General features: G+C 34.7%; 21 protein-coding genes. 5 read left to right on the forward strand and 16 right to left on the reverse strand.

Annotated features, from left to right (window positions below; all coding sequences use genetic code 11):
* The first annotated feature begins 50 nt into the window (after nt 1-50).
* The 3 genes from RT99_RS01710 (at nt 51) to RT99_RS01720 (ending at nt 6013) form a co-directional block, all read left to right on the forward strand.
* Entirely contained in the window at nt 51-3569 is a 3519-nt protein-coding gene (locus RT99_RS01710) for a nitrate reductase (protein WP_042563005.1), read from the forward strand.
* Between the two features lie 262 nt (nt 3570-3831).
* Complete coding sequence (locus RT99_RS01715) at nt 3832-5262, forward strand: rubredoxin (RefSeq protein WP_042563006.1); 1431 nt, start codon at nt 3832-3834, stop codon at nt 5260-5262.
* Nucleotides 5263-5428: 166 nt separating this feature from the next.
* Nucleotides 5429-6013 carry a hypothetical protein gene (locus RT99_RS01720; protein ID WP_042563007.1) on the forward strand — a complete coding sequence of 195 codons (585 nt, stop codon included), beginning with the start codon at nt 5429-5431 and terminating at the stop codon, nt 6011-6013.
* 180 nt (nt 6014-6193) lie between these two features.
* On the opposite strand, the gene moaA is transcribed toward RT99_RS01720, so the two are convergent.
* The 7 genes from moaA to RT99_RS01755 all read right to left on the reverse strand — a co-directional run bounded on the left by moaA (nt 6194) and on the right by RT99_RS01755 (nt 11325).
* Nucleotides 6194-7201, reverse strand: a complete 1008-nt coding sequence (gene moaA / locus RT99_RS01725; RefSeq protein WP_042563008.1) for a GTP 3',8-cyclase MoaA — start codon at nt 7199-7201, stop codon at nt 6194-6196.
* The gene (gene moaCB / locus RT99_RS01730; RefSeq protein WP_042563009.1) at nt 7188-8102 is read right to left on the reverse strand and encodes a bifunctional molybdenum cofactor biosynthesis protein MoaC/MoaB; all 915 of its coding nucleotides are present in this window, start codon (nt 8100-8102) and stop codon (nt 7188-7190) included. Before moaCB ends, moaA begins: the two co-directional genes overlap by 14 nt.
* Before the next feature lie 9 nt (nt 8103-8111).
* On the reverse strand, nt 8112-8543 hold the full coding sequence (locus RT99_RS01735) for a molybdenum cofactor biosynthesis protein MoaE (protein WP_042563010.1): 432 nt from the start codon (nt 8541-8543) through the stop codon (nt 8112-8114).
* An 89-nt stretch (nt 8544-8632) separates the two neighbouring features.
* A complete protein-coding gene (gene moeB, locus RT99_RS01740) occupies nt 8633-9709 on the reverse strand; it encodes a HesA/MoeB/ThiF family protein (protein WP_042563011.1) in 1077 nt (358 codons plus the stop codon).
* Between the two features lie 10 nt (nt 9710-9719).
* The gene (locus RT99_RS01745) at nt 9720-9956 is read right to left on the reverse strand and encodes a MoaD/ThiS family protein (RefSeq protein WP_042563012.1); all 237 of its coding nucleotides are present in this window, start codon (nt 9954-9956) and stop codon (nt 9720-9722) included.
* 2 nt (nt 9957-9958) lie between these two features.
* Nucleotides 9959-10747, reverse strand: coding sequence for a uroporphyrinogen-III C-methyltransferase (gene cobA / locus RT99_RS01750; RefSeq protein WP_042563013.1), 789 nt, complete (start codon nt 10745-10747; stop codon nt 9959-9961).
* 5 nt (nt 10748-10752) lie between these two features.
* Entirely contained in the window at nt 10753-11325 is a 573-nt protein-coding gene (locus tag RT99_RS01755) for a molybdenum cofactor guanylyltransferase (RefSeq protein WP_042563014.1), read from the reverse strand.
* On the opposite strand from RT99_RS01755, the gene RT99_RS01760 reads away from it, so the two are divergent.
* Nucleotides 11324-11632 carry a hypothetical protein gene (locus tag RT99_RS01760; protein WP_042563015.1) on the forward strand — a complete coding sequence of 103 codons (309 nt, stop codon included), beginning with the start codon at nt 11324-11326 and terminating at the stop codon, nt 11630-11632. The two genes, RT99_RS01755 and RT99_RS01760, sit on opposite strands and share 2 nt — an antisense overlap.
* Here RT99_RS01760 and RT99_RS01765 read toward each other — a convergent pair.
* The 9 genes from RT99_RS01765 to RT99_RS01805 all read right to left on the reverse strand — a co-directional run bounded on the left by RT99_RS01765 (nt 11600) and on the right by RT99_RS01805 (nt 21734).
* Nucleotides 11600-12346 (reverse strand): sulfite exporter TauE/SafE family protein, encoded by a 747-nt coding sequence (locus RT99_RS01765; RefSeq protein ID WP_042563016.1) that lies wholly within the window; start codon nt 12344-12346, stop codon nt 11600-11602. The two genes, RT99_RS01760 and RT99_RS01765, sit on opposite strands and share 33 nt — an antisense overlap.
* 136 nt (nt 12347-12482) lie before the next feature.
* On the reverse strand, nt 12483-13655 hold the full coding sequence (glp, locus tag RT99_RS01770) for a gephyrin-like molybdotransferase Glp (protein ID WP_042563017.1): 1173 nt from the start codon (nt 13653-13655) through the stop codon (nt 12483-12485).
* 180 nt (nt 13656-13835) lie between these two features.
* On the reverse strand, nt 13836-14084 hold the full coding sequence (locus tag RT99_RS01775; protein ID WP_042563018.1) for a DUF6755 family protein: 249 nt from the start codon (nt 14082-14084) through the stop codon (nt 13836-13838).
* 22 nt (nt 14085-14106) lie between these two features.
* A complete protein-coding gene (locus RT99_RS01780) occupies nt 14107-14619 on the reverse strand; it encodes a ubiquinol-cytochrome c reductase iron-sulfur subunit (protein WP_042563019.1) in 513 nt (170 codons plus the stop codon).
* An 11-nt stretch (nt 14620-14630) separates the two neighbouring features.
* Complete coding sequence (locus tag RT99_RS01785) at nt 14631-15200, reverse strand: 4Fe-4S dicluster domain-containing protein (protein ID WP_042563020.1); 570 nt, start codon at nt 15198-15200, stop codon at nt 14631-14633.
* A 17-nt stretch (nt 15201-15217) separates the two neighbouring features.
* Complete coding sequence (locus tag RT99_RS01790) at nt 15218-17434, reverse strand: molybdopterin oxidoreductase family protein (RefSeq protein ID WP_042563021.1); 2217 nt, start codon at nt 17432-17434, stop codon at nt 15218-15220.
* A gap of 132 nt (nt 17435-17566) precedes the next feature.
* Nucleotides 17567-18619, reverse strand: coding sequence for a hypothetical protein (locus RT99_RS01795; RefSeq protein ID WP_042563022.1), 1053 nt, complete (start codon nt 18617-18619; stop codon nt 17567-17569).
* Between the two features lie 27 nt (nt 18620-18646).
* Nucleotides 18647-20239: a magnesium transporter MgtE N-terminal domain-containing protein gene (locus RT99_RS01800; protein WP_042563023.1), complete on the reverse strand. Its 1593-nt coding sequence runs from the start codon at nt 20237-20239 to the stop codon at nt 18647-18649.
* Nucleotides 20240-20258: 19 nt separating this feature from the next.
* Nucleotides 20259-21734, reverse strand: coding sequence for a nitrate/nitrite transporter (locus RT99_RS01805; RefSeq protein ID WP_042563024.1), 1476 nt, complete (start codon nt 21732-21734; stop codon nt 20259-20261).
* A gap of 1186 nt (nt 21735-22920) precedes the next feature.
* Here RT99_RS01805 and RT99_RS01815 point away from each other — a divergent pair.
* Nucleotides 22921-26046 (forward strand): TonB-dependent receptor, encoded by a 3126-nt coding sequence (locus tag RT99_RS01815; protein WP_042563157.1) that lies wholly within the window; start codon nt 22921-22923, stop codon nt 26044-26046.
* The last annotated feature ends 10 nt before the right edge of the window (nt 26047-26056 follow it).

Consider the following 26056-nt stretch of genomic DNA (forward strand, 5'->3'; position numbering starts at 1 on the left):
ATTTACGACTGGGCATAATTACTATAGTTGTATTTAAAAAAGAAGCTGTAATGCAAAATACCAAAATCAAAACTACCTGTTCATATTGTGGCGTCGGCTGCGGAATTATCGTTACTAATGACGCTAAAAATGGTGTGATGGTAACGGGCGACAAAGACCACCCGGTAAATAAAGGAATGTTGTGTTCTAAAGGGATGAATTTGCATTACGTAGTCAATGATACTTCAGATAGAATTTTATATCCCGAAATGCGAGGCAGTAAATCTTATCCGCTGGAACGCGTAAGCTGGGATACAGCTCTCGATCGCGCCGCTGCCGTTTTTACTTCAATCATCAAAAAACATGGTCCTGACAGCGTTGGTTTTTATATTTCAGGGCAATGTTTAACCGAAGAATATTATCTGGTAAACAAACTCGTAAAAGGATTTCTGAAAACTAATAATATCGATACCAATTCCAGACTTTGCATGAGTTCGGCGGTTGTGGGTTATAAAAAAACTTTTGGAGAAGATTCTGTTCCAATTGCTTATGATGATATTGAATTAGCAGATACTTTTTTAATTACCGGCGCAAATCCGGCGTGGTGTCATCCTATTTTATTTCGAAGAATAGAAAAACACAAAGAGAAAAATCCGAAAATAAAAATCATAGTAATTGATCCGAGGCGAACCGATACAGCGGCTTTCGCCGATTTACATTTACAGATTATTCCTGGATCTGATATTATATTGTATCACGCTATTGCGAGACGCATTATCGAAAAAGGGCACGTTGATCACGATTTTGTAAAAAACAATGCCGAAAATTTCAAACAATATAAAGATTTAGTTTTAGGCACTTCGTTAGAAAAAGCTTCAAAACTTTGCGGAATTTCTGTAAACGACATCAAACTTGCCGCAGATATTATTGGTAAAGCAAAAGGATTTATTTCGCTTTGGGCAATGGGATTGAATCAAAGTGCCGTTGGCGTTGATAAAAATACGGCTTTACTAAATTTATCATTATTAACGGGGCAAGTTGGTAAACCGGGTTCGGGACCATTTTCTTTAACCGGACAACCCAATGCAATGGGCGGACGAGAAGTTGGCGGAATGGCTACACTTTTGGCTGCGCACAAAGACATTGCAAATCCGGAACATCGTAAGGAAGTGGCCGATTTCTGGGGCGTTGATGAAATCTCAGACAAACCGGGCTTAACTGCAACAGAAATGTTTGAAGCATTGGAATCTGGAAAAATGAAAGCCGTTTGGATTATCTGCACCAATCCGTTAGTAAGTCTGCCGGATTCACGCCGAATCGAAAAAGCGTTACAAAATGCCAAATTTGTAGTAGTTCAGGATATTTCGCATAATGCAGATACTTCAAAATATGCCGATTTATTATTACCGGCTGCAGGCTGGTTAGAAAAAGAAGGTACAATGACCAATTCTGAACGTCGAATATCCTATTTACCAAAAGGAATAAACGCTCCCGGAGAAGCACTTCCGGATATTGAGATTTTAATTCGTTTCGCTAAAAAAATGAATTTCAACGGTTTCAATTTTAATAGCGCCGAGGAAATTTACAAAGAACATTGCGCATTAACCAAAAATACCAACATTGATATTTCATTTTTAAATTATCATCGTTTAAAAACCGAAGGTACTTTTCAATGGCCTGTTCCAGATTACGGACATCCGGGAACTCCTCGCCTATTTACGGACAAAAAGTTTTATACACCATCGCAAAAAGCAATTTTTAATTTACCAACAGTAATTGAAAATACTTCAGAGCAGCCAAGCCCGCAATATCCATTTATTCTCACAACAGGCCGGGTTCGCGATCAATGGCATACGATGACCAAAACCGGAAAAGTATCGCGATTAATGACGCATACACCAAGTCCTGTTTTAGAAATTAACCCAATCGATGCGTATAAAAACGACATTAAAAATGGTGATATTGTTACCGTTTCGAGTAAAAACGGAGAAGTTAGAGTAAAAGCAAAAGTCACGGATACTATAAAAGAAAAAGTAGTTTTTCTGCCAATGCATTGGGGAAAACAACTCGAAAATGATTTAAACAGAACCAATAATTTAACCAATACGGTTGTCGATCCCATTTCAAAAGAACCTGATTTTAAATATACTACAGTTGCGATTAGCAAATATGTAAAACCTTTTCAAAAAATTGTTATCGTTGGCGCAGGAGCCGCTTCTTTTCGATTCATTCAAAACTATCGTGAATTCAATTCTACTGACGAAATTATTGTTTTTTCGAATGAAGTAAACCCGTTCTACAATCGCGTATTACTTCCTGAATATATGACGGGCGAATTTACCTGGGAACAACTTTTAAAAGTAAAAGATGGGGAAGCTTTAAACAAGCTAAAAATTACCATGAATGCCGGAGTAGCGATTGATAAAATAAACGCAAATGATAAAACGGTTTTAGATAATCTGGGCAATATCCATACTTTTGATTCATTGATTATGGCTACCGGAAGCCGTCCTTTTGTACCTGAAAATGCCCAGCTTCATTTACCCGGGAGATTTACCGTGAGACGAAAAGAGGATGCTGATCGTTTAAAAAAATACCTGGACAATACCAATTTACCTACCGAAGAACAACATGTTGTTATCATTGGTGGTGGTTTACTGGGATTAGAATTGGCAGCCGCTTTAAAACATAAAAAGGTAAAAATCACTATTATACAAAGAGCTTCACGTTTGATGGAACGCCAATTAGACCGAATTTCGAGTAAATTACTGGCCGAAGAAGTTCAGCTTCGTGATATACAAATTTACTTTGATAATGAAGTGAGTACCGTTTTTGAAACTGAGAATGACAATGAAATAGAAATCGCTTTAAAAAGTGGGCGAATCATTACCGCAAATGCGATTGTTTATACTATCGGAACAATTCCGAACATCGAAATTGCCCGCGAAACAGGTTTGATTTGTGGTCGTGGCGTCAAAGTAAATCAGTATTTACAATCGTCGAACCCAGATATTTTTGCTATTGGCGAAATAGCTGAATTTGATAATAAATTATTCGGAATCACTTCTGCCGCCGAAGAGCAGGCTGATATTTTAGCCAACTTTTTGGCTGGCGATATTAGCAGTTATTACAAAGGTTCGATCCTTATGAATATTTTAAAATTAGAAGATATAAACCTGTGCAGTATTGGCGATATCGAAATTCCCGAAAATGATGATTCATATGAAGAAATTGTTTTTGCCGATTTGAAGAAACGCTATTACAAAAAATGTATTGTAAAAGATGATTTGCTTGTTGGGGCGATTTTAATGGGCGACAAAAATGAGTTTGCCGAATTTAAAACGATGATTGAAAGCAAAATCGAATTATCAGACAAACGTAATTCTCTTTTGAGAGGAAGTTCAAACGCAAAACCTGTTTTAGGAAAATTAGTTTGTTCCTGCAGTCAGGTTGGAGCCGGAAATATTGAAGAAACCATTAAAAGTGGTGTTAGCAATTTTACCGATTTATGTAAAAATACCGGTGCAGGATTAGGCTGCGGAAGTTGTAAGACGGAGGTTAAAGAGATACTCGCAAAGTGTAAAGTTTAAAAAAATGTTTCAAGTTTTTTTTAGTTTCAGGTTTCAAGTTTCAAGTTGCCGTTCTGTGTGTCATTTCGACGGAGGAGAAATCTCCACGAGAAGCTCGACAAAGATTGGATTCTCGTTGCGGAGTTACTTGCGGAGATTTCTCCTCCGTCGAAATGACAATACTTTGTCGACTTAAAGATTATTGACAATCCAAAAACCTGAAACTAAAAAAACCTGAAACCTGAAACAAAAAAGAAAACCTGAAACTAAAAAAACTAAAAAAATGGAACTAACAAGACTTATAGTAAAAGGAGGCGTTATTTCGCCGGGAGAATTGCGGGAAGTGGTAAATATTGCTATGGATCAGGGTTTAGATTCGATTTCCTTCGGTTCCAGACAAGATATTATTTTCCCTAAAGGATTAAAATCTTCAGATAAAGAAAAATTGGGTAAACATCATTTTGTTTTTCCCGATCAAACAAGCGGTAACAATATTGTTTCTTCGTATGTTTCTACTGATATTTTCAGGAATACAAACTGGCTTACCGGCAATATGTTTTTATATATTTTAGAACAATTTAAAGAACAGCCTAAATTAAAAGTAAATATCACAGATCCTAAACAACAACTCGTTCCGTTGTTTACCGGTCATCTTAATTTCATTGCTTCAGAGCATGAAGATTATTGGTTTTTATATATTCGTTTGCCAAAATGGGAACGCATGGAAGTTTATCCTGTATTGATTTACAGTTGGGATATTGCAAAATTCTATTATGAAATCGAGAAAATTGTAAGCGAAGAATCATACGGAATTGATATGATTTTTAGTTTGGTTAGTGAAATTTTAGACACCAACAACAGAACAATTGACAAGCCTTTAAATGTTCCATTTTATCCTTTTCCGTATTATGAAGGTATGAACCGAATGGGAATTGATCAATATTGGCTGGGTTTATATTGGAGAAATAATTTATACGATCTGGATTTCCTGAAAGAAATGTGTGATTTGTGTTTTGACTGCAAAATTGGAAAAATCTGCATCACGCCCTGGAAATCATTTATTATAAAAGGAATTCCGAAAGACCGAAAACTAGAATGGGAAAAATTCCTGGGTAAAAAGGGAATTAATGTTCGCCATTCTTTACTGGAACTGAACTGGCATTTGCCTGTTGCCATGGAATGGGCTTTGAATCTAAAAACATTTTTAGTTCGTACGTTAGATCAATTTGATATTAGTACTTATGGATTAACGTTTGGAATATCAGAATACAATCGCGATGGCCACTATTTTACTTCGGTTGTGGTCGAAAAAAACGACTTGCCAAAAGATCTGGAATCCATAAAAATCAGGGATACTTATAATGTTTTGTTTGCAAAGAATTTTGATCCAAATACCCGAGAATATATCGTGCATTCACAAGATATTGACAAACTTGAATTGCCCACAATTTTGATTGAATTGAGCCGAAAATATTTCGATGAACTCGGAAATTCTACTTCTGAAATAGCCGAAAACCCACAGAAAAAAGAAAAAACACAATTGGATATCTATCAGTGCCAGGAATGCCTAACACTTTATAAATCAGAATACGGAGACGAAAGTCAAAATATTCCAAAAGGCATTTTGTTTACTGATTTACCCGAAAACTATTGCTGCTCACTTTGTGAAGCCCCAAAGAGTAACTTCAGAATTTTAGAAATTGTAGAAAATTAAAGGAACTATTTTTAAATGAAATAATTATAATAAACGACTTATAAAAATCTTAACATTCTTGTATTTAATTATTGCTTAAATTTAACTAGCTAAGAATTTATCTTTTGATGAAATAACAACTTATTTTCTCTTAGTGAAATCAATTTACTCAACTAAAAATACCATTATGATAAAAAGAACACCAAGAACATCAGCCGCAAAAAACACAGATATTCCTGCAGAAGAACCTGTAGCGCCAATTACAGAAAGTACTCCGGAAACGGATAAACCTCTTGTAAAAACACCCGTTAAGAGAGCACCGAGAACCACAACAAAAACACCTACGGCAACAGCAAAAACACCTGTAAAGCCAGCTTCAGCAAATACTCCAAAAGCAATTATAAAAAGAACGACAGGATCAACTGCAAAGACAGGAACAATAACTCCTGAAATTATAGAAATCTCTACGATTGATAAAAAAGCTGACGAACAGCAGCCAATTGAAAATCAAGAAGTAACTGTTTTAAAGAGCATAAAAGATAAGTTGAAAGATGCTAAAAACAAGCAAAAAGAGAAAAAAGAAAAAGCTAAAAGAAGAGAAAAAGAGATTAAAGCCGTTATAAAAAAACTGGAAAAAGAAAAGAAATCAAAACTAAAAGCTGAAACTAAAAAGAAAGAAAAAGCAAAAAAAGAGAAAGAAAAAGCTAAGGCGAAACTAAAAAAGCTTGCAAAAAAGAAAGATAGCAAAGCGAAATCGAAGAAGAAAAAATAAAAATAGAAAGGTTTGACTTTAATGGAGTTGAGCCTTTTTTGTTTTAAGCATCTGATTTGTCATTTCGAGGAACGAGAAATCACACAAGAAGCTCCGCAATCAAAATCGCCAATCTTTGTAGAGTTACGAGTGTGATTTCTCGTTCCTCGAAATGACAATGCACTCGCGAAGTCGAAGGAATTACCCCCCAATTGCAATCATACTGCGATTATCAAAATGCAAAGAAGGATCATCCATTTCTTCAATCGTAACCATCCCGGCTCTGACTTTCTTTTTATTTTTAATCGATACGGAAATTAAGTTTTCGATAGATTCACCATTTCTAAAAGGTGTCAGCAAATCAGTTTCAGAATTAGAAAAAAGACAATTCTTTATTTTTCCGTTTGCCGTCAGACGAATTCTGTTGCAGCCATCACAAAACGGATTTGTAATAGAACTTATAATTCCGAAATCGCCCAGAAAACCTTTTATTCTGTATGTTCTCGCCGTAAAGTTTTTTTCGTCTTCTAATTTCTGAATTTCTTCAGATAAAAAAACACTTTCTACCTGAGATAAAATCTCGTTTTGAGAAACCATTTTACTTCTGTCCCACTCGTTTCCGGCAAAAGGCATAAACTCAATGAACCGAACTGATATTGGCAAAAACTGGGTTAATTTAATAAAATCTATAATTTCATTATCATTAAAACCTTTCATCAAAACTACATTAACTTTTACCGTAAAATCATGATTTAAAAGCAAATGCAAATTACTAATTACTTTTTCAAACTGATCTCTAAGTGTTACGGAATGAAATTTTGATGCAACCAAAGTATCTAAACTCAAATTGATCTTTTTGATTTTAGCCTGCTTTAAAGCATCAATATGACGATCAATTAAGATTCCGTTTGTGGTAATCGAAAGCGACGTTTTTAAAGTTGATAATTTCGAAATAATCTCCGGAAAATCTTTTCTTAATAAAGGCTCACCGCCTGTTAATCTGATTTTATCAACACCATTTTCTACGAAAGTCTGGGCTAAGGCAAAAATCTCATCGGCAGTCATTAAACTGGCTTTTGGAGACAATGCGATTCCGTCAGCAGGCATGCAATACGTACAACGCAAATTGCATTTCTCCAGCAACGAAATACGCAAATAATTGTGTTTTCGCCCAAAATCATCCGTTAAAATGGCTTTAGAGGGTGTCATGATTTTTTCCTTTTAAAATATGAAAAACGTGCATTACATGCGGAAAAACAGCGTCCATTGATTCTCTGGCTCCGTTTGTTGATCCCGGCAAAGCCAAAACCAAACTTTTTCCTAATGTTCCTGCAACTGTTCTTGATAACATTGCGTATGGCATTCTTTGTTGTCCGTAATCGCGAATTGCTTCTTCAATTCCTGGAATTCTGCTTTCCAGTAATGGCGACAATGCTTCGGGAGTTACATCTCGTGGTGATAATCCGGTTCCTCCGGTAAAAATCACCAACTGATTTTCTTCAGCAAAAGCCTTTGTTCTTTCCTGAATAATATCAATTTCATCAGGAATAATTTCATAATGTGTTGTTTCAACTCCGTAAGAAGTTAATTTTTCAACAATAATTTTTCCGGAACGATCTTCTTTTTCGCCTGCAAAAATAGAATCGGAACAAACAAAAACTGCTGCTTTTATTGCGTTTGGAAATTTATTTTTAAAAGAAGATTTTCCGCCTTCTTTATTCACTAATTTAATAGTCGAAATTTCAATCTCTTTATCAATTGGTTTCAACATATCGTACATCGTCAGCGCCACGATAGACGCGCCGTGCATCGCCTCGACCTCAACTCCGGTTTTGTAAACAGTTTTTACATTGAAGATAATCTGAATTGTTAAACCTTCAATTTTATATGCTACCGAAGTAAATTCGATTGGAATCGGATGACAATCCGGAATCGACAAATGCGTGTTTTTTACAGCAAATAATCCTGCTGTTTTTGCCATTTCCAGCACATTTCCTTTCGGAACCAAATTATTCACCACAGCATCAATTGTTTCCTGTTTACTAACTTTTACAATTGCTATGGCTGTTGCAGCTCTTAACGTGCTTATTTTATGCGTAATATCTACCATTATATTTAGTTAGGTATTTTGTTTCCAGGTGAATGTATCGTTTTCAAACATTTCTTTACCAAAAATAGGCACATCGGTTTTTATCCAGTTTACAATAGCTTCCGTCGCTTCATAAACCTGTTTGCGTCGCGTTGCCGAAACAAAAACGAATAAACAAATTTCGCCCGCTTTTACCACACCTAAACTGTGATAAATATGCATACAGGTCAAATCGAATTTCGCAAATGCCTTTTCTCGAATCGCGTGTAAAGCTTCATTAGCCATATCGGTATAAGCCGAATAATCGATCGCTACAACGGTATTGTCGTGAATCACATCGGCTCGAACCTGACCCAGAAAAATATTGTGCGCACCAATGGTATGTTTCGATTGATGTTTTGCGATAGATTCTGCTATAAATTCAGGAGCAATTGGTCCTTCTACAAATACATTTTTACTCATTTGTTTTTATCTTTTTTTGAAGTTTTTTTCGCCACGAATTCACGAATTAAAAAAAGTATCATTCGTGAATTCGTGGCGAAAAAATTTTCCTAATTTGAAACTTTTTCTTTCAATAATAGTTTCATTGCCAAAGCGCCTCCGGCAATACTTTTTACATTTTTGAATTCTTTTTTCTGAAGCAATTCAACTGCTATTTTACTTCTGATTCCGGATTGGCAATAAACATAAATCGTTTGATTTTTATCCAGTTTTTTAAATTCGTTTTCTAAATTCATTAACGGAATCTGAATACCATTTTTGAAATTCATTTTCGGAACCTCATCGTCATTTCTAACATCCAGAAAAAGAACTTCGTGATTATCAATTTTATTTAAAATTGCTGACGCAAAAATTTCTTCAACCTGATTTTCTACTTCTTTATACTTTTCTTCAAAAACTTCTTTATCCATTACAAAATTTGTACTCTTTTCAAAGTCATACTTTTGCTGTTCGTTATTTAAAATATTATAGACCAATATCTTACCGTTCATTACTTCTCCAATTCCCAGAATCATTTTGATCACTTCATTCGCTTGAAGCATTCCAATAATTCCAACCGAAATCCCGATAACTCCGGCATCTTCACAATTTAACGATTGAGTGTTTTCATCCGGAAACAAACATCTGTAAGTTGGTCCGTTTTGATAATTAAATACTGAAACCTGTCCCTGAAATCTGAAAATAGAGCCATAAACCATTGGTTTATCTGTAAGTAAACAGGCATCATTTATTAAATATTTTATAAATATATTATCAGTCGCATCAACAATAATATCATATTTTTCAAATAACGAAATCGCGTTTTTGCCAGACAATTTCTCGGGAATCGCATTTACTTTTATTAATGGATTCAATTCAGAAATCATCAATTTAGATTCATCGACTTTGTATTTTCCAACAGCCGAACTTTTGTAAATTACCTGACGATGCAAATTCGAAATTTCGATAACATCATCATCTACAATTCCAATTTCGCCAACGCCTGCCGCCGCCAAATAAGGCAATACTGCAGCACCTAAGCCACCCGCACCAATTACTAAAACTTTAGATTTTAATAATTTCTGCTGCCCAACTTCTCCAATTTCCGGAAGAATAATTTGTCTGTTATAGCGTTCAGATGTATTCATAAATTTTGTTTTACCCTCCTGCAAACGGAGGTAATAAAGCTACTACATCACTTGTTTTCAAAGTAAAATCTGTTGCTTTTGGTACTATTTTCTGGTTTACTGCTACACTAAATGACAGTGAGTTAAATTGATATTTTTCTTCTAAATCCTGCAATAATTCCTGCAATGAAATTTCAGAAGAAACTATCTTTTCAAACTCGCATTTGGTTTTTTCAGCGACAGCTCCAAAATATTTAATCTCAATCATTTTTATAAATTTAAATTCTGAAAAATAAATTCGTCATCAAAATGCTCCTGAAAATAAGAAGTTAATTTTGATGTATTTTTCACTACTTCGCCAATGACAATAATTGCCGGCGAAGAAATTTTATTTTCTGATACCAATTTAGCAATTGAACTAATAGTTCCAACTACTTTTTGTTCAGTATTTTTTGTTCCGTTTTGGATAATGGCAATTGGCAAATCATCCGTTCTGTTTTCTTTATAAATAGAAATAATTTCTTCTAATTTATGCATTCCCATCAAAATAACTACGGTAGCAGCCGATTTTGAAGCCAAATGAATGTCTTTAGACAATTTATGATTTGAAGTTGTTCCGGTAATTACCCAAAAACTTTCCGCAATCTGGCGTTGCGTTAAACTAATTCCAACCGAAGCCGGAACGCCCAAAGCAGATGAAATTCCGGGAACAATGGCTGTTTCCAGACCAAATTTTTCTACATATTCAATTTCTTCACTTCCTCTTCCAAAAATAAAAGGATCGCCGCCTTTTAAGCGAACGACATGGCCATAACGATTGGCCATTGACACAATCAATTCGTTAATCTGGTCCTGCGTGTAAGCATGACAACCCAAACGTTTGCCTACAAAAACAATTTCTGCTTTTGTCGCATATTGCAATAATTCTTCGTTTACCAGTGCGTCGTACAAAACCACATCGGCATTTTCTAAGGCTTTAATTGCTTTTAAAGTAATCAATTCAGCGTCACCGGGACCTGCGCCTACAATCGTTAATTTTGGTGTTTTTGAATTTCGCATAACTTTTAACTTAAATTGATATTCAGATCGTTTAATTCGTCTGCCGAATTAATATTAGTTAAATGAAAGTTTTCACTTTCGTCAATTTTGATAATCTGATGCGGAACATTCGCTATTAGATTCATCATTTTTAAATCGTCGTTATCAATTGCGCTTTTGATAACAGGCAATACTTTCTTTGAATAAATTCCGATTAACGGATGCATTCTGCTCTCTGAGGCAAAAACCGAAATTTCAGCTTCCTCATTTTGTTTTGAAATTAATTCCGACAATAATTCGGTTGAAATTAATGGAATATCACAACTTAAAATCAAATTAAATTCAGATTCAGAATTCGATAATGCTGTGTAAATTCCTCCCAACGGACCTTTGTCTGTAACAATGTCCGGTATTTTTGTATATGGTAAATAATCGTATTCTTTTGTATTAGTAATTAATGTAATATTATCTGTAATAGGCAAAATTGCCTGAATTATATGTTCTATAAACGGTTTATTCTGAAACAAAACCAATCCTTTCTCTGACTGCATTCGAGAACTTTTTCCTCCGCAAAGAATAAAAACTTTTAATGTTTCCATGGCTTTTTTTGTTTCAGGTTATTTTTGTTTCAGGTTTCAGGTTTTGCCAATCTTTGTCCCGACGGTTGAAACCGGCGGCTATGTTTATATAGCATTTTTTTATCTGCTTTTAAACATTGCCCGAGGTTTCAACCTCGGGAAACATATCGTTGTTCATTTATCCCCAACGGTTGAAACCGTTGGCTATGTTCCTGGCATTTCTTTTAATCGTTTTTCAGACATAGCCCGCGGTTTCAACCGTGGGGTTATGTATATTTACATTCAATTTTCAATTTTACGGAAAAATCAATTTTATGCTTGCCATTAAAATTACTGCTCCCAAAACCATTTTTAATGTTTTGTTTGAAAATTTACCACTTCCGTAAAATCCGCCCAAAACTCCTCCTACAACTGCAATCGGAACTAAATAAAAACTCTCCATCGGAACTGTTTTTCCTCCTAAAAAGAACCCCAGCATTCCTGCAAATGAATTCACAAAAATGAACAAACTCGAAATAGCCGCCGATTCTTTTACCGAAGCCCATCCTAAAAATAATAAAATCGGACTCAGGATAATTCCTCCGCCAATTCCTAACATTCCGGACAATAAACCAATTGCAAAACCAATCGCTAGTGCAAAAGGTAATTTTATTTCTACTGCTTCTTTTTCTTTAAAATTAAAAATACCAAACAATCTAAGTGCTGCAAAAACTAATACAATTCCTAAAATGATCTTATAAATTGTATTATCTAAAGTTACAAAACCACCAATAAATGCTGCCGGAACTGACGCTATTGCAAAAGGATAAAAAAGTTTTGGTTTGAAATAATTCATTCTGTAATAAAAGAAAAATGAAATACTCGAAACAAACAAGTTTAAAAGCAATGCCGAAGGTTTCATAATTGCCACCGGAAAAGCAAAAATCGTCATCAAAGCTAAATATCCTGATGCACCGCCATGCCCAACACTAGAGTATAAAAAGGCAATCACGATTAAAGCGAAGCTGAACAGAAGAATATTTTCGGAACTAAGGAGATTCATTTTTTATTGTTTAATCGTTTATTTGGTTAACTGTTTAATCGTTTTATTTCATATCTTGATATGTTTTATTTTACATACCGCATTTTACAATTCATATTCAATTATCTTATTTTCAAATTATCTCAATTATCTAATTCTAATTTATTGGCAGCAAAGTCACCTGTTCTCCTTTTTTTAGCGATTCTTTGTCATGCGGCACAATCAATAAACTATTAGCTATAGCAAAGGTATTTAACATTGCTGAACTTTGTCCTTCCAAAATTGTTACATTGGTTTCATCATAAAGCGCTTTTAGAAATAATGTTTTTCCGGTTGTATTTATAAAATCTGTATTCAATTTTCGAACCAGTTTTGGTAAATGAATTTCCGAAAATCCCATTCTGTTTTTAATTGCCGGATATACATAAATATAAAAATTGGTTAGAGATGAAGCGGGATTCCCTGGCAAAGCAAATACTAATGTTTCATTTTTTGAACCAAAAAACATTGGCTTTCCGGGTTTTTGATTAATTTTATAAAATAGCTCTTGTACTCCATTCTCTAATAATGCTTCTTTTACAAAATCATAATCTCCAACAGAAATTCCACCGGAAATTAAAACAATATCAAATTTTGGAAGAATATTTTTTAAGGCTTTTTTCGTTGCTTTAAGATTATCTTTTACTTTAAAACTTTTTACTTTTTTAATTCCGATAGTCTGAAGAGCTGCCTGCAGCATTATCGAATTACTTTCGTAAATTTTTCCTTTTGGCAATTCCTTACCTGCTTTTACCAATTCATTACCTGTTACTAAAATAGCAACTTTAGGTTTTTTGTAAACTTCAACTTCTGTAATTCCTAAACAGGCTAAAAAGCCAATTGCAGCTGGCGTAATCAAAGTATTGGCTTCAAAAACAATATCTTCTTTTACTATTTGTTCTCCTTTTGCTCTAACATTTGTAAATTGTTTGGGCATATTGGTGATCAAAATTGAGTTTTCGTTTGCCAGAACATGTTCCTGCATTACAACGGTGTCAGCATCTTTAGGAACAAAAGCTCCGGTAAAAATACGTACGGCTTCATTTTCTTTTAATTTTATATCAGCATGATCTCCTGCCTGCGAAATACCAATTACATCATATTGATGTTTTTCGCTGTGAATAAAAGCGTAACCATCCATTGCAGATTGTCGAAAAGGCGGCATATTGATTGGCGAATAAATCGTTTCGGCCAAAATATATCCTAATGCCTTTTGCACTGAAATTTTTTGAACTGGCATTGTACTGCTGTTCTCTGCAATAATTGATAAGGCTTGTTCGACTTGAATCATGGCTGCTATTTTATAGACAAGCAAAAATACTTATTACAAATATAAGTATTTTTACTTAGTTTTATTAATTAATAATCTAAAATTTAAAAAGATTATAAATTTAAGCTTAATTCTTCTAATTCTTTTAGAAAAACCAATCAAATAGCTTTCACCTGTTTATTTAAATAATGAAACCCCAAATTACTTCTTTTGGAAATTTCCTGTTGGCAGATAATACAACCAGGAAAATCCAATAAAAAATAAAATCGCAGATGCTATAAAAGCTGGTAACAGGATCTCTTTATTATTTTCTAATGCGTTGTTTAAAGATGCATATAACAACCAAATCTGAATGCTGACATTTAAAATTAAAATAAAAATAAGTGTCGAAAGTATGTTATTCAGCTTATTGGGATTTACACGATTCTGACTTCTTCTAAAAGTACTCATGATAATTTGTTTTTAGTTGACATTAACTTTCTTTTTCCTGAATCATTGCTTTTACATAAACGGCATTTTCTTTAAAAAACACTTCTAGTTGTGGCAAAGCTCTTGGCGGTGGCCCTGCAATTACATCGCCGGTCATGGCATCAAATGATCCTTCGTGGCACGGACAATGTATAATTCCGGTTCCGGGTTTATAAAAAACGGAACAGGATAAGTGTGTGCATTTTTGTTCGTAAGCTCTAAAATCGCCACTTTCGAGATGTATCAAAATATACGGAATTGTGCTTCCTTCGATTACAAAACCTCTTGTTCCTCCTACCGGAATTTCGTTTTTATCACAAATAAAATGTTCGCCCTGCACGCTTTCTTTTGGCAATAAATAAGCTTTGGCTGCTACAAATCCGCTTCCGATCATTAATCCACCCGAAACAAAAGTGAGGTATTTAGCAAAATCTCGTCGGCTTACTTGTGTTGATTCCTGCTTTTTTATTGGGAAATCTTTTTTCCAGTTTTGATTTAAATTATCTTCTTTTGACATGGATTTAGATTTTAATATATTCTTAATTCATTACTGCCTTTTGGCATCATAATATTTACTTTGGTTTTTACGGTTTCCTGTCCAAAAATGAACGTATTAATTGGCGTACTATTAGGTCTCATTTCTTCAATTTGTTCTCTTGTACCATAAAATAATGCTCCACTAGGACAAACTGTGGCGCACATTGGTTTTTTACCAACGCTTGTTCTGTCGTAACACATGGTGCATTTCATCATTAAATCGTACTCTTCCATTTTTTTAGGAACACCAAACGGACATGCCATAACACAATTCGAACAGCCAATACATCTTTCGGTATTTGCTGTGTGAACAACACCAAATTCATCTTGCGAAATAGCATCGGCAGGACAAACATTGGCGCAAACAGGATCTTCACAATGCATACAAACCTGCACTGTTGTTTGAATTGTTGAGGAACGTTCGACATAATTAACGCTTATCAACGATTCCTGCCCGTTTGTCTCACATTCTGCACAAGCCATTTCACAGGCTTTACATCCTATGCAGCGCTGCAGATCTACAAAAAACTCTTCATTTTGATTAAAATTAGTCAAGTTCATATTATCATTTTTATAGATTAAACACTTGCATAAGCTTCTGAGTCTTTGGATGGTGGTGCTATTTCCTTTAACGGATCTAACAAACAGGCACAAACTTTAAACTCAGGTATTTTAGAAATTGGATCTAATGTTCCTGGCGTTAACTGATTGGCTGATTTCGCACCCGGCCAGTGATACGGTATAAAAACAGTATCTTTTCGAATTGTTTCTACGATATTGGCGGGAAAAATTCCTTCTCCTCTTCTTGTTGCAACTCGCACTAATTCTCTTTGTTTTATGCCATATTTTGCTGCCAATTCTGGATGGATTTCAAGCATTGGTTCCGGAAACTGATCTACTAATTTTCCTATTCTACGGGTTTGTGTTCCGCTTAAATATTGCGAAACCACACGACCTGTTGTCAAGGTTATAGGATATTCTTCATCTGTAACTTCACCAGGAAGCTTGTATGGCGCAGGATTAAAATGTGCTTTCCCATCTGGAGTTTTAAACTTTTTATCTTCCCATAATCTTGGAGTTCCCGGATGATCATCTGTAGGACAAGGCCAAAAAACGCCCATATTGTCTTCTACTTTTTTATAGGATATTCCAAAATAATCTGCTGTTCCGCCTTTTGAAGCAACACGCAATTCATTAAATATTGCCTCGCTATCATTGTATGTAAATTTATCTTCTTCGCCAAGTCGTTTGGCTATTTCTAATAATATCGAAGTATCTGTTCTGGCTTCTCCGGGAGGTGTAACAGCCTGACGAATTCTAATTACCCGACCTTCTGCAGATGTTGTTGTTCCTTCTTCTTCTTCCTGTAAAGATCCTGCTAAAACAATATCAGCATGGCGGGCGGTTTCGTTTAAGAAGAAATCAATACAAACATAAAACTCCAGTTTTTCGAGAGCGGATCTTACATAATTGTTATTTGGTAAAGACACCAATGGATTAAAACAAATCGATATTAATCCTTTGATTTCATCTCTGTGAATGGCTTCTATAATTTCATAAGCGGTCAGGCCTTTGCCGGGCATATCTTTTTCATCAATTCCCCAAACCTCAGAGATATATTTTCTGTGTTCCGGATTTTCGATATCACGATTTCCCGGTAGTTGATCACATTTATGTCCGTGTTCTCTTCCTCCTTGTCCGTTTCCTTGTCCTGTTATGGTTCCGTAGCCACAATAAGGCCTGCCAATTCTTCCAGTGGCAAGAACCAGATTGATACATCCCAAAACATTATCAACTCCTTTAGAATGATGTTCAATTCCTCGTGCATGCAGTAAAAAACTGGTTTTGGCTTTGCCCCATAATTCTGCGGCTTCTTGTATTTTATATTTATCGATTCCAGTAATTTCTTCTGCCCATTCTAAGGTATAGTCTTTTACAGCATCAATTGTTTCCTGAAAACCTGATGTATAATTATCAATAAAATCATGATCAAGCATATCGTGATCTACCAGATATTTTAACATCGCACCGTACAAAGCAGAATCTGTTCCGGGTTTTACATCCAGATGAACATCGGCAGTTCTGGCTAACGGAATCATTCTTGGATCTATAACAATCAATTTTGCCCCCCGATCTCTGGCTTTCCAGATCCAATGGGTTAACGTTGGAAAAGTCTCGCTGATATTGGCGCCTGCAACAATAATTACTTCTGCATATTCTAAATCAGAATAGTTGTTTGAGACACGATCAAGTCCAAAAGCTTTTTTATTTCCTGCTCCGGCACTTACCATGCAAAGTCTTCCGTTATAATCCAGATTTCTGGTTTTTAAGGCTACCCGGGCAAATTTTCCAACCAAATAACTTTTTTCATTGGTTAGCGATACGCCGGATAACATCGAAAAAGCATGTTTACCGTATTTCTCCTGAATTCTTTTTATTTCAGAGACGGTTTTGTCCATCGCTTCATCCCAGGTTGTTTTCTCGAAACCTTTTCCTTCTACTCTTTTTATTGGATGTAAAAGGCGGTCAGGATGATTATTTTGCAAATAGCGCTGAACTCCTTTTGGACATAAACGACCTTCGTTAAAAGGAAACTCCATCCAGGGTTCAAAACCTACTACTTTATTATCTTTTACTGATAGTTGAATACCACATTGCATTCCGCAAAAGCAACAATGTGTTTTTACCAATTTATCTGGTTCATCCCTACCTTCGTAACCATCTTTTGGTGCATAATTTAAATGCGGACCAAAATCTTCAATAATCTTTTCAGTTGATACAGGTAATTTTGCCATGTCTTTTTACTTTGTTTTGTTTCAAGTTTTTTTTGTTTCAAGTTTCAAGTTGATTAGTTTGTCTATAAACTAAAGTTTACACAATGTGTGAACCTGAAACTTGAAACAAAAAGAAACCTGAAACTTTTTATTTTATCCAAATAAGCTTCCGCCGCTTTCTAATCTTGCTTTTAAGTGTGCTTGCGCTAATCTTGATCTTTTTCCTTCGGGACTTAAATCGAGATGCGATGTTCCGTCTTCGTGAGTAAAATCAAAACCTAATTCTTTGGTTACAATTTTTAAATCGTCAATATGAAGTTGTGTTGCAAATTCTTCTCCGGTATGGGGACAAACTGCCATTCCTTTTTTTATTCCTTCTTTTTTATAAATATGCGCCCCAATTTGTCCCGGACGCTGAATGATGTGAAAGAATTTTCCAAACGGTATCCATATCAAAAACATGATTACTGTTACAGCATGAATTACGGCCAGAAAATCATATGCAAATCCTTTCATGAACTGATACGAATAAGTAAGGCATAATCCGGTTACAGAAATCGCTATTAATAAAATCAACGGTAATAAATCGCCTTCAAAAGATTGGGTTGCAATTAATCCGAGATTTGTCAATCGTCTTCTTAAGTAATACACAGATCCAATTATAACCAGCCAGGAAGACCAGTTAAGAGCGTGAAAAATTAGAAATGCGAGAAAAGAGCCTATTGTAAAATCCATTATTTTGAAACCAAAAAAATGGGCTTCGTAAATAGAAATAGAATTAGGCGCCAATGTAAAATGAATCCATCCAAATGTTAGCGGTATCGTAATTGCAAAAGCCGACATACAGCCCAAAGCGATACAAAAATGGGCAAACCATCTGTACTTACTTCTTGGATAAATAAATTTTTGAACTACAATGTTCTCAACAGATTCTTTTCCTAAAAACCATACATGTTCAAAGACTTTTCCAGTAAATAAAAACTGGAAACTTCGTTTAAAATACATCCATGTTGGTGGACGCTGCAGCCATACTGTATAACGATATACGATTCCGAAGAAAGCGAATACTGTTCCGAATAAATACGTAATTAATGCAGCGTCAAAATTTTGTAATTCTCTGGATCCGTAAAAAACTAATACAATAGTCAATACAGAAACCAGAGTTGCTATAAGTAAAGCTTTGGTATTAAATGTTTTATTTTTCATCCTTAATTCAATTTAATGATTACTTATTTAACTTGGTTTCTCGCAATTTTTACGATTGTAAAACCACCAATTGATTCCTGTAGCTAAGACAGTAAAAACAGCAACTCCTATAAAAAATTGATTTACAGTTCCATTTGCTGAAAGATTATTACCTATTAATTTAGAAAAGATAAATGGCCCAAATGCTGCGATAGCTGCAGTCCAGCCAATAACTCCAGCTGCCTGACGTTGGTTTTCTGCAAAAATAATTGGGTATTGTCTAAATGTTCCCGCGTTTCCAATTCCTGTAAAGAAGAACATTCCTAAAATTACGGCAACAAAAAGAGGAAATTGTTCCATGCTAGTTGGTGCTACTAATCCTTCGGTAACCAGAATAATTGATCCGGCTAAAATTCCCAAACCAGTAATTGTTGTTAATATCGCGCCTCCTACTTTATCGGCTACAAAACCAAATGCAATTCTGCTTGCTGAACCAATAAGTGGTCCGTAAAAAGCATAAACTAAAGGATCCGGAGCATTTGGAAAATCTCCATATAAAAATTTAATCATTAAAGGAAAAGCTGCCGATAAACCTGCAAATGTTCCAAAAGTCATAACATATGTTATAGTACAATACCATGTATGTTTATTAGAGAAAATATCCATCTGTTCCTTTACAGATGCTTTCATCGGAATACTTCTAAGATAAAACCAACTTACAATTGATAGTATTATTAAAAATGGAATGTACCAAAAGGCTGCCGATTGCAGATAGATTTCTTTGTTATTAACCGCAGTATTATTTGGGCTGATATCATTTAATATTTTTTCAGCCATCTTTGGGTTTGCATTGGCTATCGCTTTTGCTTTTGCTTTTAAAGGCAATGAAGTAAAAAGATCCACTTTATCCTCTGATTTGATAGCTGTACTTACAGAGTCAATAATTGTTTTCTTTACGTTTGTCAATATTCTCGCCTGTACATCTGGATCCAGGGCTGCAAAAACCTCATGTTGTTTTTGAGTACTGGCATTTTGAAAAACAACTATTGCTTCTTTATGATCAATGCTTGTAAATTGTGATGCGGCACCAAAAATACTGACACTTATTATAAGGGGAGTAACAAATTGTGCTACTGATACTCCAAAATTTCCTATCCCGGCTTGTATTCCAAGGGCTGTTCCTTTTAGCCTTTTAGGAAAAAACAAACTTGTACTTGGCATATAGGAAGAAAAATCGCCTCCTCCAAAACCTGTAGTAAATGCTAAAAGTGCAAAAACCCAGAAAGGCGTGTTTACATCCATTACTGCAAAACCAATTCCGATTACGGGAATTAATTTAATGGCAGTTGCAAAAGAAACCACATGCCGTGTTCCGAATATTGGTAAAATAAAAGTGTGAATGATTCTTAAAAAACCTGCAGCCAAACCAGGAATTGCTGTTAACCAAAAAAGCTGATCTTTTGTGAAACGAAACCCTAATCCCGGCAATTTAACGGCAATAACGCTCATCATAAACCAGGAGGCAAATGATAATATAAGGGTAAGTGTTGTTATTATCAAAGTTCTCCAGGCAATTTTGCTTCCGTTAGAGTTCCAAAACGTATCATCTTCAGGTTCCCATTTGTCTAACCAAGTTTTCATATTTATTCTTATTTAATTTTTAGTGATTGTGTTCTATATCTCTAGTAAAATCAGGTGATTTTTTTCTCATTCCGTTTATAATTGTTCGGTGCATCCAAAGCAAACAGAGAACGGATACGACGAAAATAAAAATCCAGGAACTCGTCCAGAGTCCGGTATAATTTAGGAGATAACCAAAAATAATTGGCCCAACAAAACCACCCAGACCGCCTATTAATCCTACCATTCCGCCTACTACACCAACTTCGTTAGGAAAATATTCGGGAATGTGTTTGTAAACGGCGGCTTTTCCTATTCCCCACGAAATCCCTATAAGAATGACCAAAACCAAATAAACCCAAAGATTGGCGCTAAACTTAATTTGTGTAACACCCTGAGCTAATAATTCTTTCTTTTTAACTTCCTGATTTTGTTGTACAACAATTTCCTGCCATGAATTTTTTACAGGAAAAATTGCAGCGTCATCATTATTTGAAATTTGCTTTTCATTAATTTTATGTGTTTTCCCGTTTACGGTAATTTCATTGGCCGAAATGGCTGTGACAACACCATTTGCAGAAGACAAAACTCCGGGACCTGCTGTGAAAATTTCCATTTTTGGAAACATTAATAAAAAACTAATTACTATTGATGAACCTAAAACCCAGTACATTACTTTTCGGGCACCAAATTTGTCTGATAAATAGCCGCCAAATGCTCTTATAATTCCGGAAGGCAAACTAAACATTGTAGCAAACATTCCGCCCATTACCAATGTTGTATGGTACACATTCATAAAATTAGGAAGCAGCCATTGCGAATACGCCACAAAAAATCCAAAGACTAAAAAATAATAAGCTCCAAAACGCCAAACCCGAATATTTTTAAGAGGAGACATCAACTCATTCATTGTTTTTGAAACACCCTGATTGGTTTTATTTTTGGCAAAAACAACAAACAATATTCCTATAATAACCAATGTTACTGCATAAATAACAGGTAACATTTTCCATCCGTTAACGGGATCTTTTTCTGATAAATGATTTAATAAGGTGGGAGCAATAAAAGTAGTAATGGCAGCACCGGCATTTCCCATCCCGAAAATACCCAAGGCTCTTCCCTGCCATTCTTTTGGGTACCAAATTGAGGTATAACCAATTCCCACAGCAAAACTTGTTCCCACTAATCCGAAGAAAAAACTTAATACAGCAAAACTCCAGAATGATCCGGCAAAGGGAAGCAGAAATAGCGGAACGGAACAAAGTAGTAATAAAATCGAAAACACAATTTTACCGCCATATTTATCTGTCAAAATACCAATAGGGAGTCGGAATATTGAACCTGATAAAATCGGAATTCCTAACAGCCAGCCTGTTTCTACCACTGTCCAGTTGAATATTCCTTTGTCTACAAGATAAGTAACCAAAACGCCATTTAGTGTCCAACATGCAAAACATATTGTAAAAGCGAGTGTGTTTAGAAACAAAATTTTGTGAGATTGAGATAGATTACTCATAAAAAGACTATTTATAATATATATTTAAAAACAAATCGGTTTTTAAGAAAAATGTTTTTTTCTAATATTGAAACACAAAATTGAATAAATAAATTCTGACACAAAATGACATTTGTCATATAGTGAAATCTTGCCCGTTTGTTGGCTTGATTTTAATAGTCAGTATTGAGGAAAAACACTTAATGTGTATTAGGCAGATAAATCCGGTGTAGTAAATAAAAATAAGAAGTGCTTGTATTTTTATATAAATTTAGTAATAAAATTCTATCTAAAATAATTTAATTTTGATTTTAAAAAAACTTAAACTTCTCATATACTAGTAATTACATTTTATTGTAATCTCTAAAACTTCAATTTCTTTTGAGAATGTTTAGTATAATATTATTTGGTATTTAAACTCAAAAAATATTGACTTTTTGGCAAAACTGAATTTTAAAAGAAGATTTTGGACAGTTTACAGAATATTGGAAGTAATTAAGAATGAATAAATTAAGTATAAAATACTACATTTTGACGATGCAAAAATATTTTTTAACATTTTAATAAATTTAAAAAATACATATTAATTAACTGATAATCAAATATTTAATTCTTCAAAATAAGTCTATATTCCTAATTATAAATCATTGCGTTTAAAAAAAACATATTTTTTTTTGGTTTTTATTATATTAAAATTAACTTTGTCTATAGGATTAGTAGAGTTTAAAATAATATTTCAAACCATAAAGAACTAAATTTTGAAAACAACAGAAAGCATATCGTATTACATCTTTCCTAAAAACCACACAAATAACAATTTCTGTTATATGTGTTTCTGTTGTTGTTAATCTCTCGACCTTAAATCGTTTATCTTGATTTCCTTTAAATCAAATATAGAAACGAACCTTTTAAAAATTCACCAAAGCATAGCTTTAAATTTTTCCAAAAATCTATTTGATACATTTATTTGTGTCAATATGATTCTTGAAACTATATCTGTAAAATCCAAAAAAAAATAATTAATAACTAAATAAACTAACAATGAAAACAATGCACAACTGCTGTAAATAAATAAAAAAAGCCATTTCTGCGGCAACAGAAATGGCGAGGCTTAAAGAAAATTTATCGCTAAATAAAAAGAACCGTAGAGAGTTGAAAAATCAACTTTCAAGGCTCCTTGTTAATTACTAAAAACCAATACAAAGAAATGAAAAAATATTTAAACATATACTCATTACTATTTCTCCTGTTGCTTTCGGCAGGAATAAACGCCCAAAATACAACCCCGCTTATACAATCAAAACTCGACGGAACAGTTGTCGATGATGTTACAAATCAGCCTATTATTGGAGCGTCTGTAGTTATTAAAGGTACTACTCACGGAGTACAGACAGATGCAGAAGGAAAATTTTATTTTCAAACAGGTCAGAAATTTCCATATACCTTAATTGTAAGCTACATAGGATATAAAAAAGCCGAAATAATTGTAGAAAAAAATCCAATTACTATTAATTTAAAAGAAGAGCGCCAAGAACTTGATGAATTGGTTGTTGTAGGTTACGGTTCTCAAAAAAGAAAAGATATTACAGGTTCTGTAGCTTCGGTGCCAAAAGCAAATTTATCCCAAGTCACTTCATCGGCAGATAATTTATTGCGAGGCGCTATTTCAGGAGTTGTAGTTACACAAAGTTCAGGTCGTCCCGGAGCTTCGTCAAGTGTACGTATTCGTGGAGGAAACTCGATTACAGCCGGTAACGAACCGCTTTATGTGGTAGATGGAATCCTGATTTATAATGATAACAATAATAGTTCGGCAGGAGTTTCGTTTGCGGGAGCTTCAGTCAATGTTTTATCAACTATTAACCCTGCTGATATTGAATCTATTGAAGTATTAAAAGATGCATCGGCAACAGCCATTTACGGATCTCGTGGCGCAAATGGAGTTGTAATTATCACGACCAAAAAAGGAACAAAAGGTCAGGATAATATTTCGTATCAGGGTTATTTTGGAGTTCAGTCGGTTTCAAAAAAGCTGGACTTAATGAATGCTTCACAATGGGCGAGCTTGCGTAATGATGTTCAGGCAAGTATTGGTCAGACACCTTCTTTTTCTGCCGCGCAAATTGAGGCTTTTAAAACTTCTGGCGGATCCGACTGGCAATCTGCAGCTTTTGTAAGAGCAGCACCGGTTCAAAATCACCAATTATCATTTTCGGGCGGAGATGAAAGATCAAGATATGCAGTTTCTGCAGGATATTTTGATCAGGAAGGAACAGTAATTGGTTCTGATTTTAAAAGAATTTCGCTTAGAATTAACTATGAAAAAAACTATTCCCAAAATTTTAAATTTGGTGTAAACGCCAATTACAGTAATTCAGTTTCAAATGGTGTAGGGACAAATAGTGCTGGCGGAAGAAATCCAAACCCATTAGTAAGTGTTGCACTTACGGCTCCGGTTGTACCCATTAAAAATGAAGATGGAAGCTATAATGTTACCAATAATCCTTACGCAACTTCTGTAAATGGATATGTCCCAAACCCTATTAATGATTTGGAAAATACTATCAATGAAACTAAAATCAACAGAATTTTGACCAGCTTATTTGGTGAATATAAAATAACAAAAAAACTAACGGCTAAAGTTGCAGTAAGTGGCGACGTTATCAACACTAAACAAAACTATTATGCTCCTGCAAATACCACAAACGGTGCCGGAACTAAAGGACTTGCTTCTGTTGGAGACAGATTAGTAAGTTCTGTTTTGAATGAAAACACCCTAAACTACAATACTACTTTTGGTGAAAACCATAAATTCTCGGCTTTGGGTGGTTATACATTGCAATATACGCAAGGAGAAACAGTTACAGCGGGAGCAAATACTTTTGTAAATGATGCAAATACTTATAATTCTTTGCAGGATGGTGTTCCTGTAAAACCTTATAGTGATGCATTCGAAAGTGTATTAAAATCATGGTTAACGAGAGTAAATTATTCATATAAAGGAAAATACAACTTCACATTATCTGCGCGTGCGGATGGGTCTTCGAGATTTGGTGCAGAATCACTTTGGGGGTATTTTCCCTCTGCAGGATTTTCATGGAATATTACAGATGAAGAATTTGCTAATAATATTAAAGGCGTAACCGAAGCCAAACTTAGAATTACAGCGGGAACAACAGGAAATCAGGAAATTGGAAATTACCTTTCTTTAGCACAAATGGGTTCTGTTAATTACTCTTTTGGAGGCACATTATATACCGGATTGGCTCCTACACGATTGGCAAATCCTGATTTGAAATGGGAAAAAACCAATCAATATAATGTTGGTTTAGACTTATCATTATTAGACAGAAAAGTAAATTTTGTTTTTGATGTGTATTACAAAAAAACAAACGATTTGCTTATCAATGTTCCGGTTCCGTTGACTTCAGGATACGCGACTGTTCTTCAAAATATTGGCGGAGTTGAAAACAAAGGGATCGAAATTGGTTTGACAACAGAAAACGTGAGAACAAAAAACTTCTCCTGGAATTCAAACCTTGTTTTTTCTGCAAACAAAAACAAAGTAGTTTCTATAGGAAACGGTGTTGATCAGTTTTTTCCGGTAGTACCAAACGGATCTTTATTGCAGCAACAGCCTGTAACCGTAAAAGTTGGTTTACCGTTAGGAACTTTCTGGGGATACAGAACAAACGGGATTTTCCAGACTCAGGAAGAAGTAAATACGCAGCCTAAAATAAACAGTCTTGCGAATACAAGAGTGGGAGACCGAAAATATGTTGATACTAACGGTGATGGTGTAATTACGGCACTTGACAAAGGAAATCTTGGCAGTTCACAGCCAAAATTTGTTGGAAGTTTCAGCAACACTATTTCATATAATGATTTTGATTTGAATTTCTCTTTCCAGGGATCTTATGGTGCTAAAATATTTAATGCATTAAACCAGCAATTAGAGATTTCGACTCTGGGAACTAATGCTGCAGCAACTCTTGAAGACAGATGGACACCAACAAACCCGAGTAATGAAATTCCGAGAGCATCAAGTTCTCCGGTTGGAATTGTTTCTGAGCGTTATGTAGAAGATGCTTCCTTTTTGAGATTGAAACTAATCACTTTAGGATATACTTTACCTAAAAGCGTTTCTTCAAAATTAGGGGCAAAAAGTGTCAAGTTTTATGTATCTGCAGAAAACCTGATTACGTGGACAAAATACACTGGCTATGATCCTGAAGTAAGTTCATACGAACAAAATAATTTATATCCGGGAATCGATTTTGGATCTTATCCAAATTCAAGAACCTTCATTTCAGGACTGAACGTAACTTTTTAAGCAAAAAATA

Source organism: Flavobacterium sp. MEB061, assembly GCF_000834715.1.
Classification (GTDB): domain Bacteria; phylum Bacteroidota; class Bacteroidia; order Flavobacteriales; family Flavobacteriaceae; genus Flavobacterium; species Flavobacterium pectinovorum.